Origin of the sequence: Buttiauxella sp., from assembly GCF_049686335.1 — a bacterium.
Lineage (GTDB): Bacteria > Pseudomonadota > Gammaproteobacteria > Enterobacterales > Enterobacteriaceae > Buttiauxella.
The window spans coordinates 695065-714817 of the sequence record NZ_JBAVHX010000004.1 but is presented as its reverse complement, the minus strand read 5'-3'; the positions used below and the strand labels follow the sequence as shown (position 1 = coordinate 714817).

General features: G+C 50.8%; 16 protein-coding genes and 1 tRNA gene. 7 read left to right on the top strand and 10 right to left on the bottom strand.

All coding sequences use genetic code 11. From position 1 onward, the window contains the following. Positions 1-54: 54 nt before the first annotated feature. Together WBL83_RS03820 and WBL83_RS03815 are read left to right on the top strand one after the other, a co-directional pair. Positions 55-1683 (top strand): ABC transporter substrate-binding protein, encoded by a 1629-nt coding sequence (locus WBL83_RS03820; RefSeq protein ID WP_424587876.1) that lies wholly within the window; start codon positions 55-57, stop codon positions 1681-1683. A gap of 160 nt (positions 1684-1843) precedes the next feature. Then, positions 1844-1931, top strand: a tRNA-Ser gene (locus WBL83_RS03815). Between the two features lie 105 nt (positions 1932-2036). On the opposite strand, the gene WBL83_RS03810 is transcribed toward WBL83_RS03815, so the two are convergent. The 8 genes from WBL83_RS03810 to citS form a co-directional block, all read right to left on the bottom strand. After that, positions 2037-5273, bottom strand: coding sequence for a diguanylate cyclase (locus tag WBL83_RS03810; protein ID WP_424587875.1), 3237 nt, complete (start codon positions 5271-5273; stop codon positions 2037-2039). A 120-nt stretch (positions 5274-5393) separates the two neighbouring features. Further along, positions 5394-5636, bottom strand: a complete 243-nt coding sequence (locus WBL83_RS03805; protein ID WP_424587874.1) for a hypothetical protein — start codon at positions 5634-5636, stop codon at positions 5394-5396. A 302-nt stretch (positions 5637-5938) separates the two neighbouring features. After that, complete coding sequence (gene citB / locus WBL83_RS03800; RefSeq protein ID WP_424587873.1) at positions 5939-6622, bottom strand: citrate response regulator transcription factor CitB; 684 nt, start codon at positions 6620-6622, stop codon at positions 5939-5941. Beyond that, on the bottom strand, positions 6594-8243 hold the full coding sequence (gene citA, locus WBL83_RS03795; RefSeq protein ID WP_424587872.1) for a citrate sensor histidine kinase CitA: 1650 nt from the start codon (positions 8241-8243) through the stop codon (positions 6594-6596). The genes citB and citA overlap by 29 nt, the downstream gene beginning before the upstream one ends. 126 nt (positions 8244-8369) lie before the next feature. After that, positions 8370-9671 (bottom strand): oxaloacetate decarboxylase subunit beta, encoded by a 1302-nt coding sequence (locus tag WBL83_RS03790; RefSeq protein ID WP_424587871.1) that lies wholly within the window; start codon positions 9669-9671, stop codon positions 8370-8372. Positions 9672-9681: 10 nt separating this feature from the next. Further along, positions 9682-11460, bottom strand: coding sequence for a sodium-extruding oxaloacetate decarboxylase subunit alpha (oadA, locus tag WBL83_RS03785; protein ID WP_424587870.1), 1779 nt, complete (start codon positions 11458-11460; stop codon positions 9682-9684). Further along, positions 11457-11723, bottom strand: coding sequence for an oxaloacetate decarboxylase subunit gamma (locus WBL83_RS03780; RefSeq protein WP_424587869.1), 267 nt, complete (start codon positions 11721-11723; stop codon positions 11457-11459). Before WBL83_RS03780 ends, oadA begins: the two co-directional genes overlap by 4 nt. Before the next feature lie 53 nt (positions 11724-11776). Next, the gene (citS, locus tag WBL83_RS03775; RefSeq protein WP_424587868.1) at positions 11777-13117 is read right to left on the bottom strand and encodes a citrate/sodium symporter CitS; all 1341 of its coding nucleotides are present in this window, start codon (positions 13115-13117) and stop codon (positions 11777-11779) included. 260 nt (positions 13118-13377) lie between these two features. On the opposite strand from citS, the gene citC reads away from it, so the two are divergent. From citC to citG (WBL83_RS03750), 5 genes are all read left to right on the top strand, one after another. Continuing rightward, a complete protein-coding gene (citC, locus tag WBL83_RS03770; protein WP_424587867.1) occupies positions 13378-14409 on the top strand; it encodes a [citrate (pro-3S)-lyase] ligase in 1032 nt (343 codons plus the stop codon). 29 nt (positions 14410-14438) lie between these two features. Beyond that, on the top strand, positions 14439-14732 hold the full coding sequence (gene citD, locus WBL83_RS03765; RefSeq protein WP_424587866.1) for a citrate lyase acyl carrier protein: 294 nt from the start codon (positions 14439-14441) through the stop codon (positions 14730-14732). After that, the gene (citE, locus tag WBL83_RS03760) at positions 14729-15598 is read left to right on the top strand and encodes a citrate (pro-3S)-lyase subunit beta (protein ID WP_424587865.1); all 870 of its coding nucleotides are present in this window, start codon (positions 14729-14731) and stop codon (positions 15596-15598) included. Before citD ends, citE begins: the two co-directional genes overlap by 4 nt. 10 nt (positions 15599-15608) lie before the next feature. After that, positions 15609-17129 (top strand): citrate lyase subunit alpha, encoded by a 1521-nt coding sequence (citF, locus tag WBL83_RS03755; protein WP_424587864.1) that lies wholly within the window; start codon positions 15609-15611, stop codon positions 17127-17129. A gap of 67 nt (positions 17130-17196) precedes the next feature. Continuing rightward, positions 17197-18102, top strand: a complete 906-nt coding sequence (gene citG, locus WBL83_RS03750) for a triphosphoribosyl-dephospho-CoA synthase CitG (protein ID WP_424587863.1) — start codon at positions 17197-17199, stop codon at positions 18100-18102. Positions 18103-18181: 79 nt separating this feature from the next. Here citG (WBL83_RS03750) and citG (WBL83_RS03745) read toward each other — a convergent pair whose 3' ends face one another. Together citG (WBL83_RS03745) and citX are read right to left on the bottom strand one after the other, a co-directional pair. Continuing rightward, positions 18182-19036, bottom strand: coding sequence for a triphosphoribosyl-dephospho-CoA synthase CitG (gene citG, locus WBL83_RS03745; protein WP_424587862.1), 855 nt, complete (start codon positions 19034-19036; stop codon positions 18182-18184). After that, positions 19014-19553, bottom strand: coding sequence for a citrate lyase holo-[acyl-carrier protein] synthase (gene citX / locus WBL83_RS03740; protein WP_424587861.1), 540 nt, complete (start codon positions 19551-19553; stop codon positions 19014-19016). Before citX ends, citG (WBL83_RS03745) begins: the two co-directional genes overlap by 23 nt. Positions 19554-19753: the final 200 nt, after the last annotated feature.

Below are 19753 nucleotides of genomic sequence, written 5' to 3'. Positions count from 1 at the left end.
GGTGCTAAGAGTGTTAACCGTACCGTCGTTAATAACTCAAATAAGGCGTGTGTAATGAAAGCAACCCACCACAACACATTGATCAAATCTTTTATCGCTATTGGATTGGCTAGTGCCATTTCCGGTGCCTGGGCGGCTAACGTGCCGGCAGGGACTGAACTGGCACAGAAACAAGAGATTGTGCGCAACAATGGTAGTGAACCTGCTTCGCTGGATCCTCATAAGGTCGAGAGTAGTGTTGAGTCGGCGATTATCAGTGACTTTTTTGAAGGTCTGGTAGAAGTACGCAACGACGGTTCAATTGAACCCAGACTCGCCGAAAAATGGGAAGAGAAAAACAGCACGGTCTGGGTTTTCCATCTTCGACCTGGAATTAAATGGTCAAATGGTGAGTCGATAACTGCTGAAGATGTCGTCTGGAGTTGGCAGCGTCTGGTTGACCCTAAAACCGGGTCGCCTTATGCAAGCTATCTCGGCAATATGCATGTGGAAAATGCGGCAGATATTGCAGAAGGTAAAAAATCCCCTGATACGTTAGGTGTTAAAGCGTTAGATGATTCGACGCTACAAGTTACGCTGACCCAACCAACCGCCGCATTCCTCGCAATGCTCGCACATACATCGTTGGTGGTTGTTGATAAAGCTGTTGTTGAGAAATTCGGTGACAAATGGACGCAGCCAGGCAATTTTGTCAGCAGTGGTGCGTATACGCTTTCAGACTGGGTGGTTAACGAAAAAGTCATCGGAGTGCGTAACAAACAGTACTGGGACGATGCCCATACCGTTATTAATAAAGTCACTTATCTGCCGATAGCTTCTGAAACGGCAGACATCAATCGTTATAAAGCAGGTGAGATAGATATAGTTTTGACCGTCCCCCAAACGCTATACGCTTCATTGAAGAAATCCATTCCGGATCAGGTTCACGTCACCCCGAAGCTTGCAACCTACTACTACCAGTTCAATACCACTCAAGCGCCATTCAATGACCCGCGTGTGCGGCGTGCGCTGAATATGGCGCTCGACAAAGATATCATCGCTGAAAAAGTGTTAGGGCAGGGGCAAATTCCAGCGTGGGTTATCAGTCAGAAAAGTATTGGTGGCGTTGAACTCAAATCTCCTGATTACGCCAGCTGGAGCCATGAGAAGCGTGTAGCAGAAGCAAAAAAGCTACTGGAAGAAGCGGGATTTAATTCCTCTCATCCGTTGAGTTTTAATTTGTTGTACAACACCTCTGAATCGCATCAGCGCATTGCCATTGCCGCCAGTTCAATGTGGAAGAAAAATCTGGGGGTTGAAGCGAAGCTGCAAAACCAGGAATGGAAAACGATGCTCGATACAATGCATAACGGAACATTCGACGTGGTGCGTTATGCATGGATTGCTGATTACGACGATGCAGCAACTTTCCTGAACAACTTCCGCACTGGCGATAGCGAAAACACTTCGAAGTACAGCAATGCCGCTTTTGATGACGCACTAAAAAATGCAGCCAAAGCCGACAATGTTGAACAGCGCGGTAAGTTCTATCAACAAGCTGAGGATAAACTTGCAGAAGACGTGCCAGCCATTCCGGTTTATCACTATGTTTTAGCCCAGTTGGTGAAACCTTTTGTCGGGGGATACGCGCCAAACAACCTTGGTTTCTACTACACCAAAGATATGTACATTAAAAAACATTGATGCCCGCTGGATGCAGGCTGCAAAGCTGCAACGATCCTGATGTTAAATTACTCAGGTTGTTGATGTTTCGCTCAAACAACACGAGTTTGGTGAATTATCAGGCGAACGAACAAAATCGTGCTTTACAGGAAGTATGGGGATGTTTATAGTTCGCCTCGTTGGAAGCGTGGCCGAGTGGTTGAAGGCACCGGTCTTGAAAACCGGCGATCCGAAAGGGTTCTAGAGTTCGAATCTCTACGCTTCCACCAACATTCAGGCCCCAGCTTAGAAATAAGCTGGGGCTTTTTCGTTTTTAGCGTTTGAGTCGTTTCAAGTGCGCGAGCCGCCAGTGAAGTCAGAGTGTGTGCGAGGCTCTACAGGAGCGGGTGATCAAAGACTTCCACGGCATTCCTGCCATTCTTCTTGGCGCGATACATGGCTTCGTCGCCAAAGTGCAGTAAATCGCGCACGGTGTCCGCCTGGTCAGGGTACATCACCACACCAATACTCGACGAAATCTCCAGCACAACGTCATTCTCCATGACAAACGGGAGTTCCAGTACCGCACGGATCTTCTCCGCCACCAGAACGGCATCTTCTGTGGTGTGAGTATCGGGCAGCAGGATGACAAATTCATCGCCGCCAATGCGTGACACCGTATCGGAGAGGCGCAGTTGCGCACTCATCCGGTAGGCAACCTGTGGCAGCAGCCAGTCACCCGCCTGATGACCGTGCTGGTCATTCACCGCCTTGAACTTATCCAGATCGACAAACAGCAGCGACAGCTTGCGTTGCTCCCGTTTCGCCAGTGCCAGCATCTGGCTAAGCCGGTCTTCCATCATCCGGCGATTGGGCAGACCCGTCAGTTGGTCGAAGAATGCCATATTCCGAATAACTTCCTCCGCCGCTTTGCGTTGCGTAATGTCCAGCATCACACCCACCAGACCTGCCACCTCTTTGTTGCTGTTGCGGAATACCGCCCGGTTAAATAAGGCATCACGTTGTGACCCGTCACGATACACTGCTTTCGCTTCATACATCTGGGAATGCGGATTGTCGAAGAGTGCGCGGTCTGCCTCAGAGTGGACCTCTGCCATTTCCCGCGGGCATAGATCGAAAACATTCTTGCCGAGTATTTGCTGGTGGGACTTGCCTTTGTATTCCTCATACGCCGTGTTGCACATCATGTAGCGCCCCGTAAGGTCCTTGGCGAACACCGGGTTGGGAATCGCATTGATGAGTGTTTGTGCAAACAGTAACTGGTCAGCGAGTTGCTCCCGGGCCAAATGCAATGCGTTCTCGGCGGCTCTGCGTTTGGTTATGTCGCGGGTGTTGCCGATGATGTGAGAGGGTTTACCCTCACTATCGAGCATGATGGTGCCCTTAGCTTCGACCGGAACCACGCGTCCATCCTTGTGCAAATGCTCCAGCTCCATGCTAAAGAACTGGCCCGACAGGTCGCCTTCGCTGATTCGTTGCATGCAGTCCTGGAGCGTCTCTTGTATCAGTCGCACTGAGTCTTCCGAGACCATCTCCTCCAGTTGCTGTTCCATTATTTCTTCTGCCGTCCAGCCACGTATCCGTTCAGCCGACGGGCTGACATAACTGCAGGTCAAAAAGGGATATTTCATCACCCAGATAAGATCATTGCTGTTTTCTGCAATCAGACGATACAGGGCCTGGCTTTCCTGAAGCGCTACGGCCATTCGCGCACGCTCAATAGCCATTTGCGCGAGACGGGCGTAATCCTCCAGCAGGGCAAGATCATGGGTATCCGGAGTGGCGGGTTCCCGCTTGTACATACCGAAGACGCCGAGGATCCGGCCTTCATTGTCTTTGACTGGCTGCGCCCAGGCCGCACGCAGCCCCTGACCACAAGCGACTTCACGTAACGCAGCCCAACACGGATGGATGGCAATGTCCTCGGCAATCACGGTTTCACCCCGAAGCACCGCTGTCACCGCAGATCCGTAGCCCTCTTTGACCGGAAGCCGCGCACTGTTACTCCACCAGGCTTCAGGTAAATCCGGTCCTGCACAACCAATCAGTGTCTTGCCATCATCATCAAGCAGTAGCACGGTACTCATCATTCCCGGGCGATAGTCATTGATGATGCGCACCATGGTGTCCAGCACTTCGGAAAGCGGGGTGTTATCACCCAATTTCTCCAGGACGATGTTGTGCAGCAATAGCGAGTGGTTGTGCGCCGCCAGCTCAATCTCTGCGGCTTCGCGGGCGAGGGTTTGCTGATGTAATTCGGTGACATCATTCGAAATACCCACCAGGGCAGGCAGTTGCCCTGGCAATTGCACCGGGACCTTAATGGATGAGTAATAACGGGTTTCCCCTTGCGGATTGGTCACAATTTCTGTGCACATCTGCTTGCTACCCGCAGTGAGCACCTTGCTGTCCGTGATCCAGAAATCATCAGCCATTTTCTGTGGCAGAACTTCGCTATCCCGTTTGCCAATGATCTTTTCGGCGCGAAGGCCAAACAGCTCTGCGGTCTTTGCATTGACGTAGGCAAAGTGCCGTTCACTGGTTTTGAAATAGACGCAGGCGTCCACGGAATCAAGGACCAAATCCAATAGCAGGCGCTGCTGGCGACTGCGCTGATAAGCGCTCATCAGTAACCACTGTAATACCGCAAGACAGGCAAATAACAGGATGGAAATAACCACCTGACGTTGCCAGTAAAACTCGTAGACGTTCTTACTTTGAGCGGTCAATTGCAGCCATTGCCCCTGATGCAGAGGTTGCAGCACCGCAAGTCGCTCCACACCGTCAATCGGCGAGCGGTAGAACTTCACATTTGGTCCGTACTTTGTGTCGCGAAAATGTGCCTTTGCGATCACCCCTGAGTCACTGTGATTTTTATTTATGGGATCCTGGGCATACGAATAGCGATACAGGACATCGTCAGTGCGGTTATCAAGAAGGGCCAAAATACCGTCCTTGCCCAGATCAAAACCCCGTGTGATATCAGTCCTGAGCAAGGAGGACAAACTGTTCAGTTTGGTATAACCCACCACACTGCCTAAAATTTCTCCCTCGCGTGATGAGATGGTCTGGTACATCACCAACCCTTTGCTGCCTGCTTCAGAGGCGTAATGCCGGGGTACAAAGAAGGAAGAACCGAGGCCTTTGTAGAAGGACTGATATTGGGGTAAGCCCTTAAAGGAGTGCGATTTCAGCACGCTGGCTGGCAGGATTGAGGCGAGTGGCACAGTGGAGTCAGATGCCACAATATTGCCTGTTGGATCAAGAACGATAACCGTATCCAGCCACGGATGACCGATCTCGGTTTTCAGCCGACTGTTATCATTTTGCGAGCCGGAGTCGATGCGACTGTTAGCCAGCATTCTCTCGCCAACCGTCAGAAGCTGATAGCGGATGGTATTTTCGAGTTGCTCAAAGCTGCGCAAATGCATCGCCGACACATTTTTAAGGCTCTGGACCACACCGGTTTCAATCCCGTTGCGTTCCAGATAAAGATAGCTGGTAGCAGCCATCCCCTGAACGAACAAAGCGAGCAGCAACCAGCGCTTGTTAGCCAGACTGGAAAGCAACCCGCTCGTGCAAGCGCGCAGACGCGTAATACTAAAATTCATATGAGTTTTCGCTATATTCTGGTCAGGGGAATAGCGTCATTACCCGTGACAGATGACCACCATCAGGGGGAAAAATATCGATGACATCCCGGTCTGGCTGGTGGTTAGCGAATGGCGATATTAGTACTTCACATCACGTGCAGCGTCGCGGCCATCTTGTTTGTTCTCACGATGATCCTGGCGGCAATCGGCATTCCCGAATACACCATTGCGGCAATCTTGCTTAACTTCACGTGAATCCTGACGCGTATCCTGGCGCACATCGCGTGCATCACGGCGCTCAGTCGCCTGCTGAGTTGCTTGAGCAGGGATGGCAGTGAAAAGCGCAGACAATGTCAGAAGCATCAATACAGATTTTTTCATGGTAAACCTCAAAATAGGGAATCACGCCAAATAGGGGGGGACTCTACAATTAATAAAACTTCACATCATTCCCCATGGCTGACCTCAACACGAGTGCACGATTAATCACGGTATTAATCAATTCAGCTTTTTTGGGGGTGGTATTTTTATCAAATAGCCGTCGCAATGCTTGCCTTATTTCATTTAATAAAAAACAAAATAATTATTGCTCTGATATAGAGAAAGGGCCGGCAGCACGCATAACCGTAACCCGTTCATACCTCTGGCGATAATCGCGCCCCGGATGGCAGAGATAAGCCAGACTATTTTCCGTGGTAAATGCGCTCCGGCCGGCCCACTTTGCCATAATTGATTTCGGCTTCCAGGAAATCGTCCTTCACCCCTTGTTCCAGATAGCGCCTGGCGGTGGTTTTACTGCAACCAAACAGGTGAGAGAGGGAATCGGCGGTATGGACGATATGCCGCTCGTTAAATAACTGCCGCACGCGGCTTAATGTCGACTCGTCAATTCCCCGCAGGGTAGAGGCCGCTGGCACCAGTAGCTCTTTGGCCTGAATATTAAAAAGGGCATCAACATGCATTTGGTTGGCTTGCTCATTGGAACGCAACGAACTGCGATAGCGGGAGAAACGTTCCAGGGTATGTTGCAGGCGTTGGTAATGCACCGGCTTAATGAGATAGTCGAACACGCCGAGTCGGATGGCTTCGCTGATGGTGTCCATATGATTATCGGCGGTAATAAAAATAATTCGCCCAGAATAATTGATACTGACCGCGTGCTTTATTAATTCGATACCTTTGCCATCGGGCAAAAAATTATCCAGCAGAATTAATTCAGGCTGATAAAGGCGAATATATTTTTTGGCTGTTTCTAGTTTATCCGCCACGCCAATCACATTGAATTGGGGGAAGAGCCTGATGGTATCGACCAGAATCTCAGCGAGCAGGGGTTCGTCTTCAACGACCAGTGTAGTGATACAGTCCATGATGTTCTTCTCTTGTTTGTGGAATGTACAGGGTAAAAATGGTGCCGGATGGAATGTTGTTTTCAACGACGATGGAGCCTCCCGCCTGTTGGACATAACTTCTCACCAGCCATAATCCGATGCCATGCTCAGCGCTTTTGCTGCTGGAAATTCCGCGATCAAAAATGCAATCGCGGATGCTTTCATCAATTCCGCAACCCTGATCGGCAACTTCAATGATCACTTCCGCGCCTTCACTGTTGATCAGACACTCAATGCGAGTTGAGCCTCCCGGCTGACGAATGGTGGCGTTGTAGGCGTTATCCAACAAATTGCCGACAATAGAAATCCATTCATTTTGGGTTAACGTTTCTGGCAGCGTTTCTACGTAACAACCGGGATCAAACACCAGTTCCAGCCCCAATTCCTTGGCACGGTAATATTTGCCGATCAATAAACCGGCAAGGTGATTATTTTTAAAATTAGTAGCAATGAAATCGACAACTTTTTGGTGGCTTTCCGACTGCAATTGAATCAGTTCGAGCGCGTTGTCATAACGCTTCAAAAAAAGCAGTCCGGCGATAGTTGAAATGAGATTACGATGTTCATGTTGTACGGCACGCAAGTTATCCGCATATTGCTGGATCTGGCTAAGTTGCAGGCTAAGAGTATTAATATCGTCTTTGCTGCGAAAACTAATCACCCAACCACGAGGCACACCATGCAAAATAACCGCCATGCGGCTGGCAATGACTTTAATATCCTTAAAAACGACGATCTCATCTTTCTTATTTTTCTCTGGCTGATGATAAAAAAAGTTATCGGGTGACACTACCTGGCTAATAATTTTGCCGATCAGATTCTGTTCCGGCTGAACGAGGTTCAGCATCCGCCGTGCGGTCTGGTTAATGGCCGTAATGCGATAATCTGAATTAATGGCAATCAACCCTTCAAATACTGATTCAAACAAGACACTTTGCTGGATAACTAATTGAGCTAGCTGTTGTGGCTCCATATTGAGCATTTGCTTTTTAATATGTAGAGAAAAAATTCTGGCGCAAAGCAATAATAAAAACAGCATGATAACCATCGGTGGTATCACAGAGCTGAGTTGCAAATTGAGCCAGTTATTTAACTGCTCAAGGGTATAACCCACGGAGACAATACCGATAACTTTCCCGGTGCTGTCTTGAATCGGCGATTTACCCCGTAAAGAAGAACCGAGTGAACCTTTACGCACTGAGATATAGCTTTTGGCCTGAGAAAGGGCCTCCTGGCTGTCACCCCCCTCCATAAATTTTCCAATCTCGCTTGAATTTACGTGATAAAGCCGGCGGCCTTGAGAATCACCGACGGTAATATAAACGGCGTCCGAGAACGATCGCATAGGATCAATTAACACTTTGATTCGTTTAATATCTGCCGCTTGCACCGCTTCAACCAGTTCCGGCATGGCAGATATCTGCATCGCCTGAATTAGCGCACGTTGTCCAACCTGGTAATGCAAACGCTCTCTACTGATACTGGTCAGGTACCAATAAATGGCCAGCATCACCACCGTAGAAGTGAAAAGAATCAGCAAGAAAATGCGATTCTGAAATGAGCGTCTGGCGAACCAGTGAGTGACTTGGCTAATTGACATATAGGATAAGTAAATAAAAAATATTTTCCGTTGTTTAAGAGTTTTATAGATTGCTACGGCTCTGATTTTCAGTTTTTTCTTTTATATTATTTTGGACAAATGCGGAGCGGACTCCGCATTATATGGCTACATTCCGAGCACGTATTTGAGCATGACGCCGGCGGCAATCGCCGAACCAATGACCCCTGCGACGTTGGGGCCCATGGCGTGCATCAGCAGGAAGTTTTGTGGATCTGCTTCGAGGCCGATTTTATTGGAAACACGCGCTGCCATCGGGACTGCCGAAACCCCTGCGGAACCGATAAGCGGATTGATCGGGTTGTTGCCAAATTTATTCAGTAACTTTGCCATCAGCACACCGGTTGCCGTGCCGATACCAAAGGCGATCATACCGAGCAGTAAAATCCCCAGGGTCTGCGGTTGCAGGAACTTATCGGCGACCAGTTTTGCCCCCACGGACAAGCCGAGGAAAATGGTTACGATATTAATTAGCCCATTTTGCACCGTATCACTCAGGCGTTCGACCACACCACTTTCACGCATTAGATTGCCAAAGCAGAACATGCCCAACAGCGGGGCCGCATCCGGAAGCAGCAATGCCACCAGAAGCAGAAGTACCGCTGGGAAGAGGATTTTTTCCCGCTTACTGACGTTGCGCAATTGCACCATGCGAATTTTGCGTTCGGATTCGGTGGTCAACGCTTTCATGATTGGCGGCTGGATCAGTGGCACCAACGCCATATACGAGTAGGCGGCTACCGCAATGGCGCCGAGTAGTTCCGGTGCCAGTTTGCTGGAGAGATAAATCGCTGTTGGCCCATCAGCGCCACCGATAATGCCAATCGATGCGGCCTGGGGCAGGGTGAAGTGAATAAAGCCAAAATAGTTCAGCCCTAACGCACCAAGTACCGTGGCGAAAATACCGAATTGTGCCGCCGCCCCCAGCAACAAAGTACGCGGGTTAGCCAGTAACGGGCCGAAGTCCGTCATGGCACCGACACCCATAAAGATAACCAGTGGTGCAACACCAGAATCGATGGCCACTTTATAGAATATGGCCAGCACACCCGTGCTGTAGCCCAGATCCGTCGCCAGGGTTTCCATCTGGTTTTGCACGGATGGCAATGCCAGCGCTAACGCTTCTTTGATCACGTGAACATCCACGGCGCAATTCAACTTTTCAGCAATCACTCCAAGAGCGATGGCGTCGTGGTGAGCCAGCAGGTTTTCAAGCGCGGTTAACGCCAGTCCGGCTTCAGGAATGTTCGCCAGCAGGCCACCAAAACCTATTGGTAAGAGTAATAATGGCTCGAATTTCCTGGCGATTGCCAGCCAAAGCAATACCAGACTGACCAGCAGCATGACTCCCTGGCCTGCCTGTAAATGCATAAAGCCCAACCCTTGTATCAGCGTATTCAAACTTTCCATGCCGCCCCCGTTATGCCAGTGTCAGCAGGGAATCGCCTACCGCCACCGCATCGCCAGATTTCACTGTAATTCCGCGCACCACGCCGGCCTGGGCTGCGCGGATTTCAGTTTCCATCTTCATGGCTTCGAGGATCAGTAACACTTCTCCTTCGGCCACGTGCTGGCCTTCCGTGACGACGACCTTCCAGATAGTGCCAGAAAGTGGGGCGCAGACAGGCGTACCGGTTGTCACAGCTGGGGATGTAGCAGGTGTAGCAGGGGCGTTAAGCGGAACAACCTGAGTTAAATCCCCCCCTTCGCTGACCTTCACCACAAAGGCTTTACCTTCCACTTCGAGGGTATAAACACTGGGCCCCGAAACCGGTTGAGAAGGATTTACAGGTGCCGATGGCGTTTTCGCCTGCTCCTGTTGCGGTACCGGTTCGAACGTTGCCGGATTACCGCGATTCTCAAGAAACTTCATACCAATTTGTGGGAACAGTGCCACTGTCAGCACGTCATCAATGGCGTTAGCTGCCAGCTGAATACCTTTCTCTGCGGCCTGGCGTTTCACATCCGTTTCCAGTTGCGACAGTTCAGGGGGAAGCAAATCCGCCGGGCGACAGGTGACGGGGGGATTATTTTCCAGCACCCGCGCCTGAAGTTTTGCCTCAACCGGCGCGGGCGTACGGCCATATTCTCCTTTCAGGATCCCGGCCGTTTCTTTGGCAATAGTTTTGTATCGCTCGCCACTGAGAACATTCAGTACCGCCTGAGTCCCGACGATTTGCGAAGTCGGTGTCACCAACGGAATAAAGCCGAGATCTTCACGCACTCGCGGGATCTCCAGCAGTACCGCATCGAGTTTATCCGTCGCATTTTGCTGTTTGAGTTGGCTTTCCAGATTGGTGAGCATCCCTCCGGGTACCTGTGCGACCAGAATCCGGCTATCGTAGCCTTTCAGTTGCCCTTCAAAAGCGTGGTACTTCTTGCGAACATCGCGGAAATAGGCGGCGATCTTCTCCAGTTTTTCGATATTTAAACCCGTGTCGTTGGAGGTGCCTGCGAGGGCCGCCGCCATCGCTTCGGTGGCCGGATGACCATAGGTCGCACTCATCGAAGAAATCGCGGTATCTACACCATCAATGCCTGCTTCAATCGCCTTCAACAGCGTCATTTCTGCCATGCCGGTCGTCGCATGGCAATGCAGATGCAGGCGCACGTCGTAGCGACTTTTAATTTCCCGTACCAGCTCATGGGCCGCAGCAGGCGTGAGGATGCCGGACATATCTTTAATAACAATAGAATCAACGCCGGTTTCCAGCAGTTGTTCTGTCAGATCAAGCCAGGTTTGTAAGGTATGCACCGGGCTTGTGGTATAGGAAAGCGTCCCCTGGGCGTGCGCACCGTGACTGCGCACTGCCTGCAGGGCAGCACGCATATTGCGCGGATCGTTCATCGCATCAAATACGCGAAACACATCCATGCCGTTTTTCACGGCTCGTTCGACAAAGCGTTCCACAACGTCATCAGCATAATGGCGATAACCCAGTAGATTCTGCCCACGCAGCAACATTTGCAGCGGCGTTTTCGGTATCGCTTTTTTCAACTCTCGTAAACGCAACCAGGGGTCTTCTCCGAGAAAACGAATACAGGAGTCAAATGTTGCGCCGCCCCAACATTCAAGCGACCAATAACCCATCTCATCGAGAGCGGAGGCAATGGGCAGCATATCGTCAAGACGCAGACGGGTTGCGAACAGGGACTGGTGAGCATCGCGAAGGACGACATCGGTAATAGCAACGGTCATGAGTGACTCCGTAAATCGGGGTTAATTTGACGATGATGATAAATAGCGGCGGCAATCACCGGCATTAAATGGGCGCGGGTATCCACGACGGCAGGCGCAGTACGCTGGGTGCCAGGGGCTGCGACAGGTTCCGGGAAAAAGTGATTAATGGCGGTCGACATCAGGCGGATAGCCAGAATAAGCAACAGTAAAAACAGCACAACAAATCCCATTCCAGCAAACATGAGCGTAAAGCCTTCGCTCAACAGTTGGGCATCGGTCATGGACTACACCTCAAAGTGAGGCGAGGTAGCAAACGGGGCTACCGCGCAATGATTTAGATGAACATGCCAAACACAATACTGGCGATGACCAGCACAATACCGCCGCCAAGACGAGAGGAGATTTGCGCATAAGAGATAAGATTCATACGGTTACAGGCAGAGAGGACTTCCAGATCACCTGACCCGCCACGGTTAGCCATGCACAGGCCAGCGGTAATAGAGGATTCAATGGGGTAGAAGCCCATCAACCAACCGCCAATCGCTGAACCGATTACCGCACCAATAACAATGAAGCCCGCGATGATGACGTTAACCAGAGTCAACGCGTCGATGATTTCCTGTAAATCGGTATAACAAACCCCGACGCCGACCATCAGCACCCAGAGCAATTGTTTGGAGAAGAAATCAGACAGGCGTTTGGCCCCGGCTTTAATTTCTGGAGGGCAAAGACCCGAAGCATTCAGTGCCGCGATAATCAGCACCATCCATGCAAAGGTGTGGATCTCAACGCCACCAATACTTGGCAGGATTTTTTTTGCAATCACATAGGCCAGCAAGAAACAGGTGGTGGAAAGCACTAAACCGACAGCGGTTTCGCGATGGGTAATCTCACCCGCTTTTTCATCCTCCTCCACTTTAAAAGAAGTTTTTCGGACGAGTTCACCTTCACCGCTGAGCACAGGATATTTTTTGCCGATAATATCCAGAACGGCGGCAATAACGATGGCGAAGATATTGGCAATAGTCAGAATCGCGATGGCGGTAGAGTAATACTCTTCACGCGAGCGTCCAGTCACAGAATGGTAAATCTCTGACAACGGAACGGCACCGGCACCATTGCCACCGCCCATGATCGGTAATACATAAAGCATCATGATCCGGTCAATGGGAATACCAAAACACAAGCCGATGACAATGCCAAAAACGGATGCCCCGAGAATGCCTAACAGAATGGTTGGAATATAGCCAAGCAGAGATTTCAGCAGTAACTTTCTGTTCACTGAAAGAATCGCACCGGTAATCAATACTGCAATAAATAAATTCAGGAAATTACTCTTGTCCATCACATTAGTGATGGCATCAATTTCTTTTTGCGTGAATATTCCGGCATAAACAAACCAGGCGGTAACCAGAAAAATCATCACCGGCGCACCACCGATATATTTATTGAATATCGGTAAGCGTTTACCTATTTCTCCAAAAATAGCACCAATGATAAACATCAGTGATAAGCCACCGACCAAATCAGTCGGCAATGCATCATTGAAATGTGAAAGTAACAGCGTAATAAGCGTGAACGCATACAGCGGTAACGGCATGCCGAAGATTTTAAACTTCAGCAATCCACTAACCACCTTTTTTTCCGAGGCCGGGAGTTGGCTTATGTTTGTCATGAGACATCCTGTTATTAAGTATATGAAATAGTTTCAAGGCCATCGCATGTTAATAAAAGGATGGTGCGGCTTGATGTGACACTCTTCACTTTGCGATTGTATTTTTAATGGCTTTAATTATTTTTATGGCGCTTAAATAATTAACAACATAAAAATTATAAAGCCAATAAAAAGGCTGAATAAATTGTGAGCTGAATAGAAGAACGTTTTTCATAACCGTGGCGCAATAGCCGTTATTATTTTCTGAGAACCTAAAAATAATGAATCTGACATTTAAACGGGTTTATCCGCAGCGCGATGCCCTGCGCATGAGTGCCATCCTGGATTTCTTACAAACCGCAGGTTTAACCCCAGACGGTGATTGCGAAATCTTTGTTATTGCCGAGCAATGCGGACGCCTTGTGGGTTGTGGAACGCTGGCTGGTAATGTTCTGAAGTGCATTGCCGTTGACCCGCAGCTGCAAGGGGAAGGGGTGAGTCTGAAATTACTCACCGAACTGCTGACTCTGGCTTATGAACTTGGGCGCAGCGAGCTGTTTTTATTCACCAAACCAGAAAATGCCGTTCTGTTTTCCGCAGCGGGCTTCTCAGTTATCGCCCACGCCGGCCATCAGGCGGTTCTAATGGAAAACAGCAGTGAACGTCTGAGCCGTTACTGTCGACAGTTAGCGATGTATCGCCAGCCGGGGGAAAAGGTGGGTGCCATCGTGATGAACGCCAATCCCTTTACGCTCGGGCACCGCTGGCTGGTGGAGCAGGCGGCGCGCCAATGTGACTGGCTGCATCTGTTTGTAGTGAAAGAGGATGCCTCCTGTTTCAGCTATAACGATCGCTGGAAGCTAATTGAACAGGGCATTGCCGGTATCCCGCACGTCACGCTGCATCCCGGCTCAGCCTATCTGATTTCTCGGGCAACTTTCCCCGGTTACTTCCTGAAAGAAAAGGGCGTGGTCGACGACTGCCACAGCCAGATCGATCTGCAACTTTTTCGTCAGCACCTTGCTCCTGTACTGGGTATTACCCACCGTTTTGTCGGCAGTGAACCGTTATGCCCGCTGACCCACGCCTACAACCAGCGCATGAAAATCTCGCTAAGCGCAGAAGCTGCGCCCTGGCCTGCAATCGAGGTGGTTGAACTGGAACGTATGGAATTACGCGGCGCTCCGGTTTCCGCTTCGCGCGTCCGCAAGCTTTACCAGGCGGGCGACTGGCAGGCCGTTGCCCCTCTGGTGCCTCCGGCAACCCTCACATTTCTGACACGTTTGGCGGCAAGCAACAAACAAACCGCCTGACGCTACTTTGAAACTAAGGAATAGAACTAATGGAAATCATAAAAGATGCGCTGGCTGGCACGCTGGAATCCAGTGATGCGATGATCAGAATTGGGCCATCTGATGAATCAGGTATTCAGCTTGAAATTGAAAGTCTGGTGAAAAAACAATTTGGTGCCGCCATTGAACAGGTGACACGGGAAACCCTCACCCGTATGGGCGTGACTCGAGCAAGGGTAGTGGTGGATGACAAAGGGGCGCTGGAATGTGTGCTTCGCGCCCGTATTCAGGCCGCAGTATTGCGCGCAGCCGGACAATCCCAAATTCAATGGAGCCAGCTATGAAACCCCGTCGCAGCATGCTTTTTATCCCCGGTGCTAACGCCGCTATGTTGAGTACCTCCTTTGTTTATGGCGCCGATGCGGTGATGTTTGACCTGGAAGATGCAGTGGCGCTAAGGGAAAAAGATACCGCCCGCTTACTGGTTTATCACGCACTGCAACATCCCTTTTATCAGAATGTGGAAAAAGTGGTGCGCATTAATCCGCTGAATACCCCCTTCGGACTTAGCGATTTAGAAGCGGCGGTTCGCGGTGGAGTCAATATTGTTCGCCTGCCAAAAACCGACAGTAAAGAGGATGTGCTGGAGCTGGAAAAACACATTGAACGCATCGAGCTTGTGTGTGGCCGCGAAGCGGGCAGCACGAAAATCATGGCGGCGGTCGAATCAGCGATGGGCGTGGTGAACGCGGTTGAAATTGCCACTTCCAGCCCACGAATGGTGGCGATTGCCCTGGCCGCGTTTGATTACGTGATGGATATGGGGACGTGTCGCGGGGATGGGACTGAGTTGTTTTACGCACGTTGTGCGGTGCTACATGCGGCAAGAGTGGCGGGCATCGCGGCCTACGATGCGGTGTGGTCGGATATTAATAATGAAGAAGGCTTCCTGAAAGAGGTGAAACTGGCTCGTGGGTTGGGCTTCAACGGTAAATCGCTGGTGAATCCGCGTCAGATAGAACTTCTCCACCAGGCCTATGCGCCAACGCGTAAAGAAGTTGAACACGCATTCGAGGTGATTGCCGCAGCGAAAGAAGCGGAATCACGCGGTCTGGGCGTCGTTTCACTGCATGGCAAAATGGTGGATGGGCCGATTATTGATCATGCCAGAAAAGTCGTGACGCTGTCGGCATCAGGGATTAGGGATTAAGGAAGAGAAGATGAAAAAGACAATCGAAGTACTTAAAACCCATTATCGGGATGAGAAAGATCTCCAACCCTTCAGCGGTGTGACGGTTCGTAGCCCCTGGTTGAGCAGCGAAAGTGAAAAGCGTCGCCGTAAAGTGTGCGCTTCGCTGGAAGAGGCCATTCGCCGCTCCGGGCTACAAAATGGCATGACCATCTCTTTCCATCACGCCTTTCGCGGGGGGGACAAAGTCGTCAATATGGTGGTGGCGAAGCTGGCAGAGATGGGCTTTCGCGATTTGACCCTTGCCTCCAGTTCGTTAATCGACGCTCACTGGCCGCTGATCGAACACATCAAAAATGGCGTCATCCGCCAAATTTACACCTCCGGTTTGCGTGGCAAATTAGGGGAGGAAATTTCCGCAGGCTTAATGGAAAACCCAGTGCAAATCCACTCGCACGGTGGGCGTGTCCATCTGATCACAAGTGGTGAACTGAATATTGATGTCACGTTCCTCGGCGTGCCTTGCTGTGACGAATTTGGCAACGCTAATGGGTTCAGCGGTAAATCGCGTTGTGGATCGTTGGGTTATGCGCGAGTGGATGCGGATCACGCCAAATGTGTGGTGTTGCTGACAGAAGAGTGGGTGGATTATCCGAATTACCCAGCCAGCATCGCTCAGGATCGAGTTGATTTCATTGTGCAGGTTGATGAAGTCGGCGATCCGGACAAAATCACCGCGGGTGCGATTCGCCTGTCCAGTAACCCGAGGGAGTTGCTTATTGCCCGGCAGGCGGCAAATGTCATTGAGCATTCCGGCTATTTCAATGATGGATTTTCACTGCAAACCGGTACGGGCGGCGCTTCACTAGCGGTGACGCGTTTTCTGGAAGACAAAATGCGTCGTCACAATATTACCGCGGGCTTTGGCCTCGGTGGCATCACCGGCACGATGGTCGACCTGCATGAAAAGGGGTTAATCAAAGCCCTTCTCGATACGCAATCCTTCGACGGCGATGCCACGCGTTCGCTGGCGCAAAACCCCAATCACATTGAGATTTCAGCCAATCAGTATGCTAACCCCAGCTCCAAAGGGGCGGCGTGTGAACGCCTGAATGTGGTGATGCTCAGTGCGCTGGAAATTGACATTAACTACAACGTCAACGTGATGACTGGTTCTAACGGGGTACTGCGTGGTGCATCCGGCGGCCATAGTGATACGGCGGCGGGAGCGGATTTGACGATCATCACCGCACCGCTGGTACGCGGGCGTATTCCTTGCGTGGTGGAAAAGGTCATAACCACCGTCACCCCTGGTGCCAGTGTCGATGTCCTGATTACCGATCATGGCATTGCCGTCAATCCGGCACGGCAGGATCTGATTGATAACCTCAGCGCTGCGGGTATTTCGCTCACCACCATTGAGCAATTGCAACAACGGGCAGAGTTGCTGACGGGTAAACCTCAAGCCATCGAGTTTACCGATCGTATTGTCGCGGTGGTGCGTTATCGCGATGGTTCGGTCGTGGATGTGATCCACCAGATTCGGGACTGATAAACCGAGCCGATCGCTGTCAGACCTGATGTTGACGGCGATGAATATCCCAGGAGAATTGAAAGTGATGAGCGAAGCCAGCCACGTTGAAAGACACCAGCAGGCCAGTGAAAACCTGCGCGCCGAAGAAGTGGCGAATTTAGTCAGACAGGCACTACTGAAAAGCCTGCATTTAACCCCGAAACCAGGGCTGTTGGACATTCGTAATACCGGATCACAGCAGGCGGTCAATCTGGCGAGCTATGAAGCCGGAGTCCAGATGATGATGTCATGGATGAAGAAGTTTTACGTGATGGGACACGATAGTGCGGCTCTGCAACCGCAGCAAGTATTAACGATGCTGCGACCCGTGGGTATCGCCTGCGAAACGGACATTCTTCAAGTGAATGGTGGAGTGAAGACTCATCGCGGAGCGGTATTTGCTTTTGGTTTATTAAGCGCGGCTATTGGGCGCCTGATGGCGCAAAACCAGCCGATTGAACACAACCGCTTGTGTCATCAGGTTGCGAGTTTATGTCGTAACCTGGTCGAGCGGGAACTGGCCTCAAAAACAGGGCAACCGGGTCACAGCGAAACTCAGTTTTTGCGTTATGGATTTAGCGGTGCGCGTGGTGAGGCGGAAAGCGGTTTTCGTACCGTACGCACGCTGGCGTTGCCGACTTTTCAGCGAGTGATTCACGAGACGGGTGATACTCAACTGGCGCTATTACAAACCCTGCTGCATCTGATGGCGTGGAACGACGATTCTCACCTGGTATCTCGTGGCGGGCTGGAAGGTTTGTACTTTGTGCAACAGCAGGCGCAATACTTGCTTTGGCGCGGTGGCGTACTGGCTGAAGGGGGAATTGAAGCACTGCAAAAGTTGGATGATGAGTTGATCGAACGCAACTTGTGCCCGAGCGGCAGTGTGGATTTGCTGGCTGTGACCTGGTTTCTTAGCCAGTTTCCGGCGGGCCCAATATTTATAAACTAGATAACGAAGAGAGATATTGCAGGCTACTGCAGCATGAGAAAGTGCGTGGTAGCCTGCGAAACCATTTTGACTTTATCGATTACATCCCGATGTTTGCCAGTATATAGCTCACCGCCAGTAAATCTGCGCTTCCACCGGGGCTAAGGTTACGGTCAATCAAGTTAGCGTCCATCTCGCGAATATCCTCAATTGTCCATTGCTGGCGCAGTAAACGTGTGGCGTAACGCTGCACATATTGCAACCCGGCAACCCCACCACGCGAGACAAGATTGGTGTCAGGGTTATGCGCCATCAACCGCAGCAAAGCGTTTAGCAAACGGCGCGGTAACTCGGATTCTTCAAACCAGTAAGGCAAGACATGCTCGCGTACGGTCATAAAACCAGTTTCTGCTTCACCGCGTGCGCCAGTTAAACCAAGTTGCTGATAAAGACGTTCACCCACCGTCGCTGATTTACAGGAGTTGATCAGTTCTCGCTCCACCAGACCCGCGCATATTTCACTGACGGTTTCGCATAACGACGACGCGGTGATTGCCCTTTTTTGACCTTCCAGCCGCCCGGCAGCAGTACACAACAGGCCGAGCGAAAACACGCCGCCTTTATGAGTATTCACCCCCCAGGTCGCCTGATACATGGCTTGTTCGCAGGCGATACCAGTCGGACGGATCAGGTTTAATAATTCTTTTGCAGCGCGGCCAGAATGCTCAACCCCTAACGAGTGAAAGGCGCTAAACCATGGCGCAATGGCGGTGATGCTCTTGAGAAACAGAGCCAAATCCATATCACGATGTGAACCATTATTGGCGCTATCCACCAGGCCGGGTTTCGGGGTTAACCAAACTTCGTCCCACAATGCTTGCTGTGCTAATCGGCAAACGTCGACCTGGGGTAATACCGCAACTTTTGGAACCTCAATCCCTGGCAAACCAGCCATCAAGCAGCTCCTCGACACGTTGCGTCACTTCAACTAAAGGATGGCTTTGCGCGCGCGCACACACATGGGCTGGCTGGTCGCAAACGACACAGCGTCGCCCGGCGAGTGCCAGGGTATGCCGTCCTACCGGGCCTTGTTCGGGGCAGAGGACATCAATATCCCACAATCGTCCGAGCAGATGGCTGTGCTCCAGATTGACCATCAATGCTTTCAGTTCTAACGCCGGATGTGCCACCGACCATATGGCTTCGGCACCCGTCGGCATCCAAAACACCTGGCGGTTCGACACCTGCCAGCGGCGCTGCCACAACAATTGATCGCAAGCCTGTAATGCCACTGCCATACAGTTGCGGTAACGGAGGTTGTCTTTTACAGGGCCGGGCGTTACCAGTGTTAGCGAGATAACCGGTTGTTGATAACTCGTCAGCCAGTCTTGCTGCCGCTGCACCCTGCGCTCCTTAGCTTCAAGCAGCTCTTCCAGCGTGATTACCTGTTTCTCCACCCGTGTTTTCATCATGGTATTGGCACCTCTTATGAGCGATCACTGCGTGAGTTATACCGCACAGCCTAAGAGATAACCTGGTTTTGGAATGTGAGTGTTCGCAGGTTTAACCTGTTGATTTAAAGGCTTCTATGGTTTTTATTTGGTTAATTTTTTTGTGGCTGAGTCACGGGGGATGTTGGACTTCGCATTGGCTAAGTTAAGCTATTGCTCTG

Coding starts and splice junctions, on each gene's coding strand:
- citS (WP_424587868.1), bottom strand. CDS start 13,117: ATGACAAACATAAGCCAACTCCCGGCCTCGGAAAAAAAGGTGGTTAGT.
- oadA (WP_424587870.1), bottom strand. CDS start 11,460: ATGACCGTTGCTATTACCGATGTCGTCCTTCGCGATGCTCACCAGTCC.
- citB (WP_424587873.1), bottom strand. CDS start 6,622: ATGGACTGTATCACTACACTGGTCGTTGAAGACGAACCCCTGCTCGCT.
- citF (WP_424587864.1), top strand. CDS start 15,609: ATGAAAAAGACAATCGAAGTACTTAAAACCCATTATCGGGATGAGAAA.
- citX (WP_424587861.1), bottom strand. CDS start 19,553: ATGATGAAAACACGGGTGGAGAAACAGGTAATCACGCTGGAAGAGCTG.
- WBL83_RS03805 (WP_424587874.1), bottom strand. CDS start 5,636: ATGAAAAAATCTGTATTGATGCTTCTGACATTGTCTGCGCTTTTCACT.
- WBL83_RS03810 (WP_424587875.1), bottom strand. CDS start 5,273: ATGAATTTTAGTATTACGCGTCTGCGCGCTTGCACGAGCGGGTTGCTT.
- WBL83_RS03790 (WP_424587871.1), bottom strand. CDS start 9,671: ATGGAAAGTTTGAATACGCTGATACAAGGGTTGGGCTTTATGCATTTA.
- citG (WP_424587862.1), bottom strand. CDS start 19,036: ATGGCTGGTTTGCCAGGGATTGAGGTTCCAAAAGTTGCGGTATTACCC.
- citA (WP_424587872.1), bottom strand. CDS start 8,243: ATGTCAATTAGCCAAGTCACTCACTGGTTCGCCAGACGCTCATTTCAG.
- citD (WP_424587866.1), top strand. CDS start 14,439: ATGGAAATCATAAAAGATGCGCTGGCTGGCACGCTGGAATCCAGTGAT.
- WBL83_RS03820 (WP_424587876.1), top strand. CDS start 55: ATGAAAGCAACCCACCACAACACATTGATCAAATCTTTTATCGCTATT.
- citC (WP_424587867.1), top strand. CDS start 13,378: ATGAATCTGACATTTAAACGGGTTTATCCGCAGCGCGATGCCCTGCGC.
- citE (WP_424587865.1), top strand. CDS start 14,729: ATGAAACCCCGTCGCAGCATGCTTTTTATCCCCGGTGCTAACGCCGCT.
- WBL83_RS03780 (WP_424587869.1), bottom strand. CDS start 11,723: ATGACCGATGCCCAACTGTTGAGCGAAGGCTTTACGCTCATGTTTGCT.
- citG (WP_424587863.1), top strand. CDS start 17,197: ATGAGCGAAGCCAGCCACGTTGAAAGACACCAGCAGGCCAGTGAAAAC.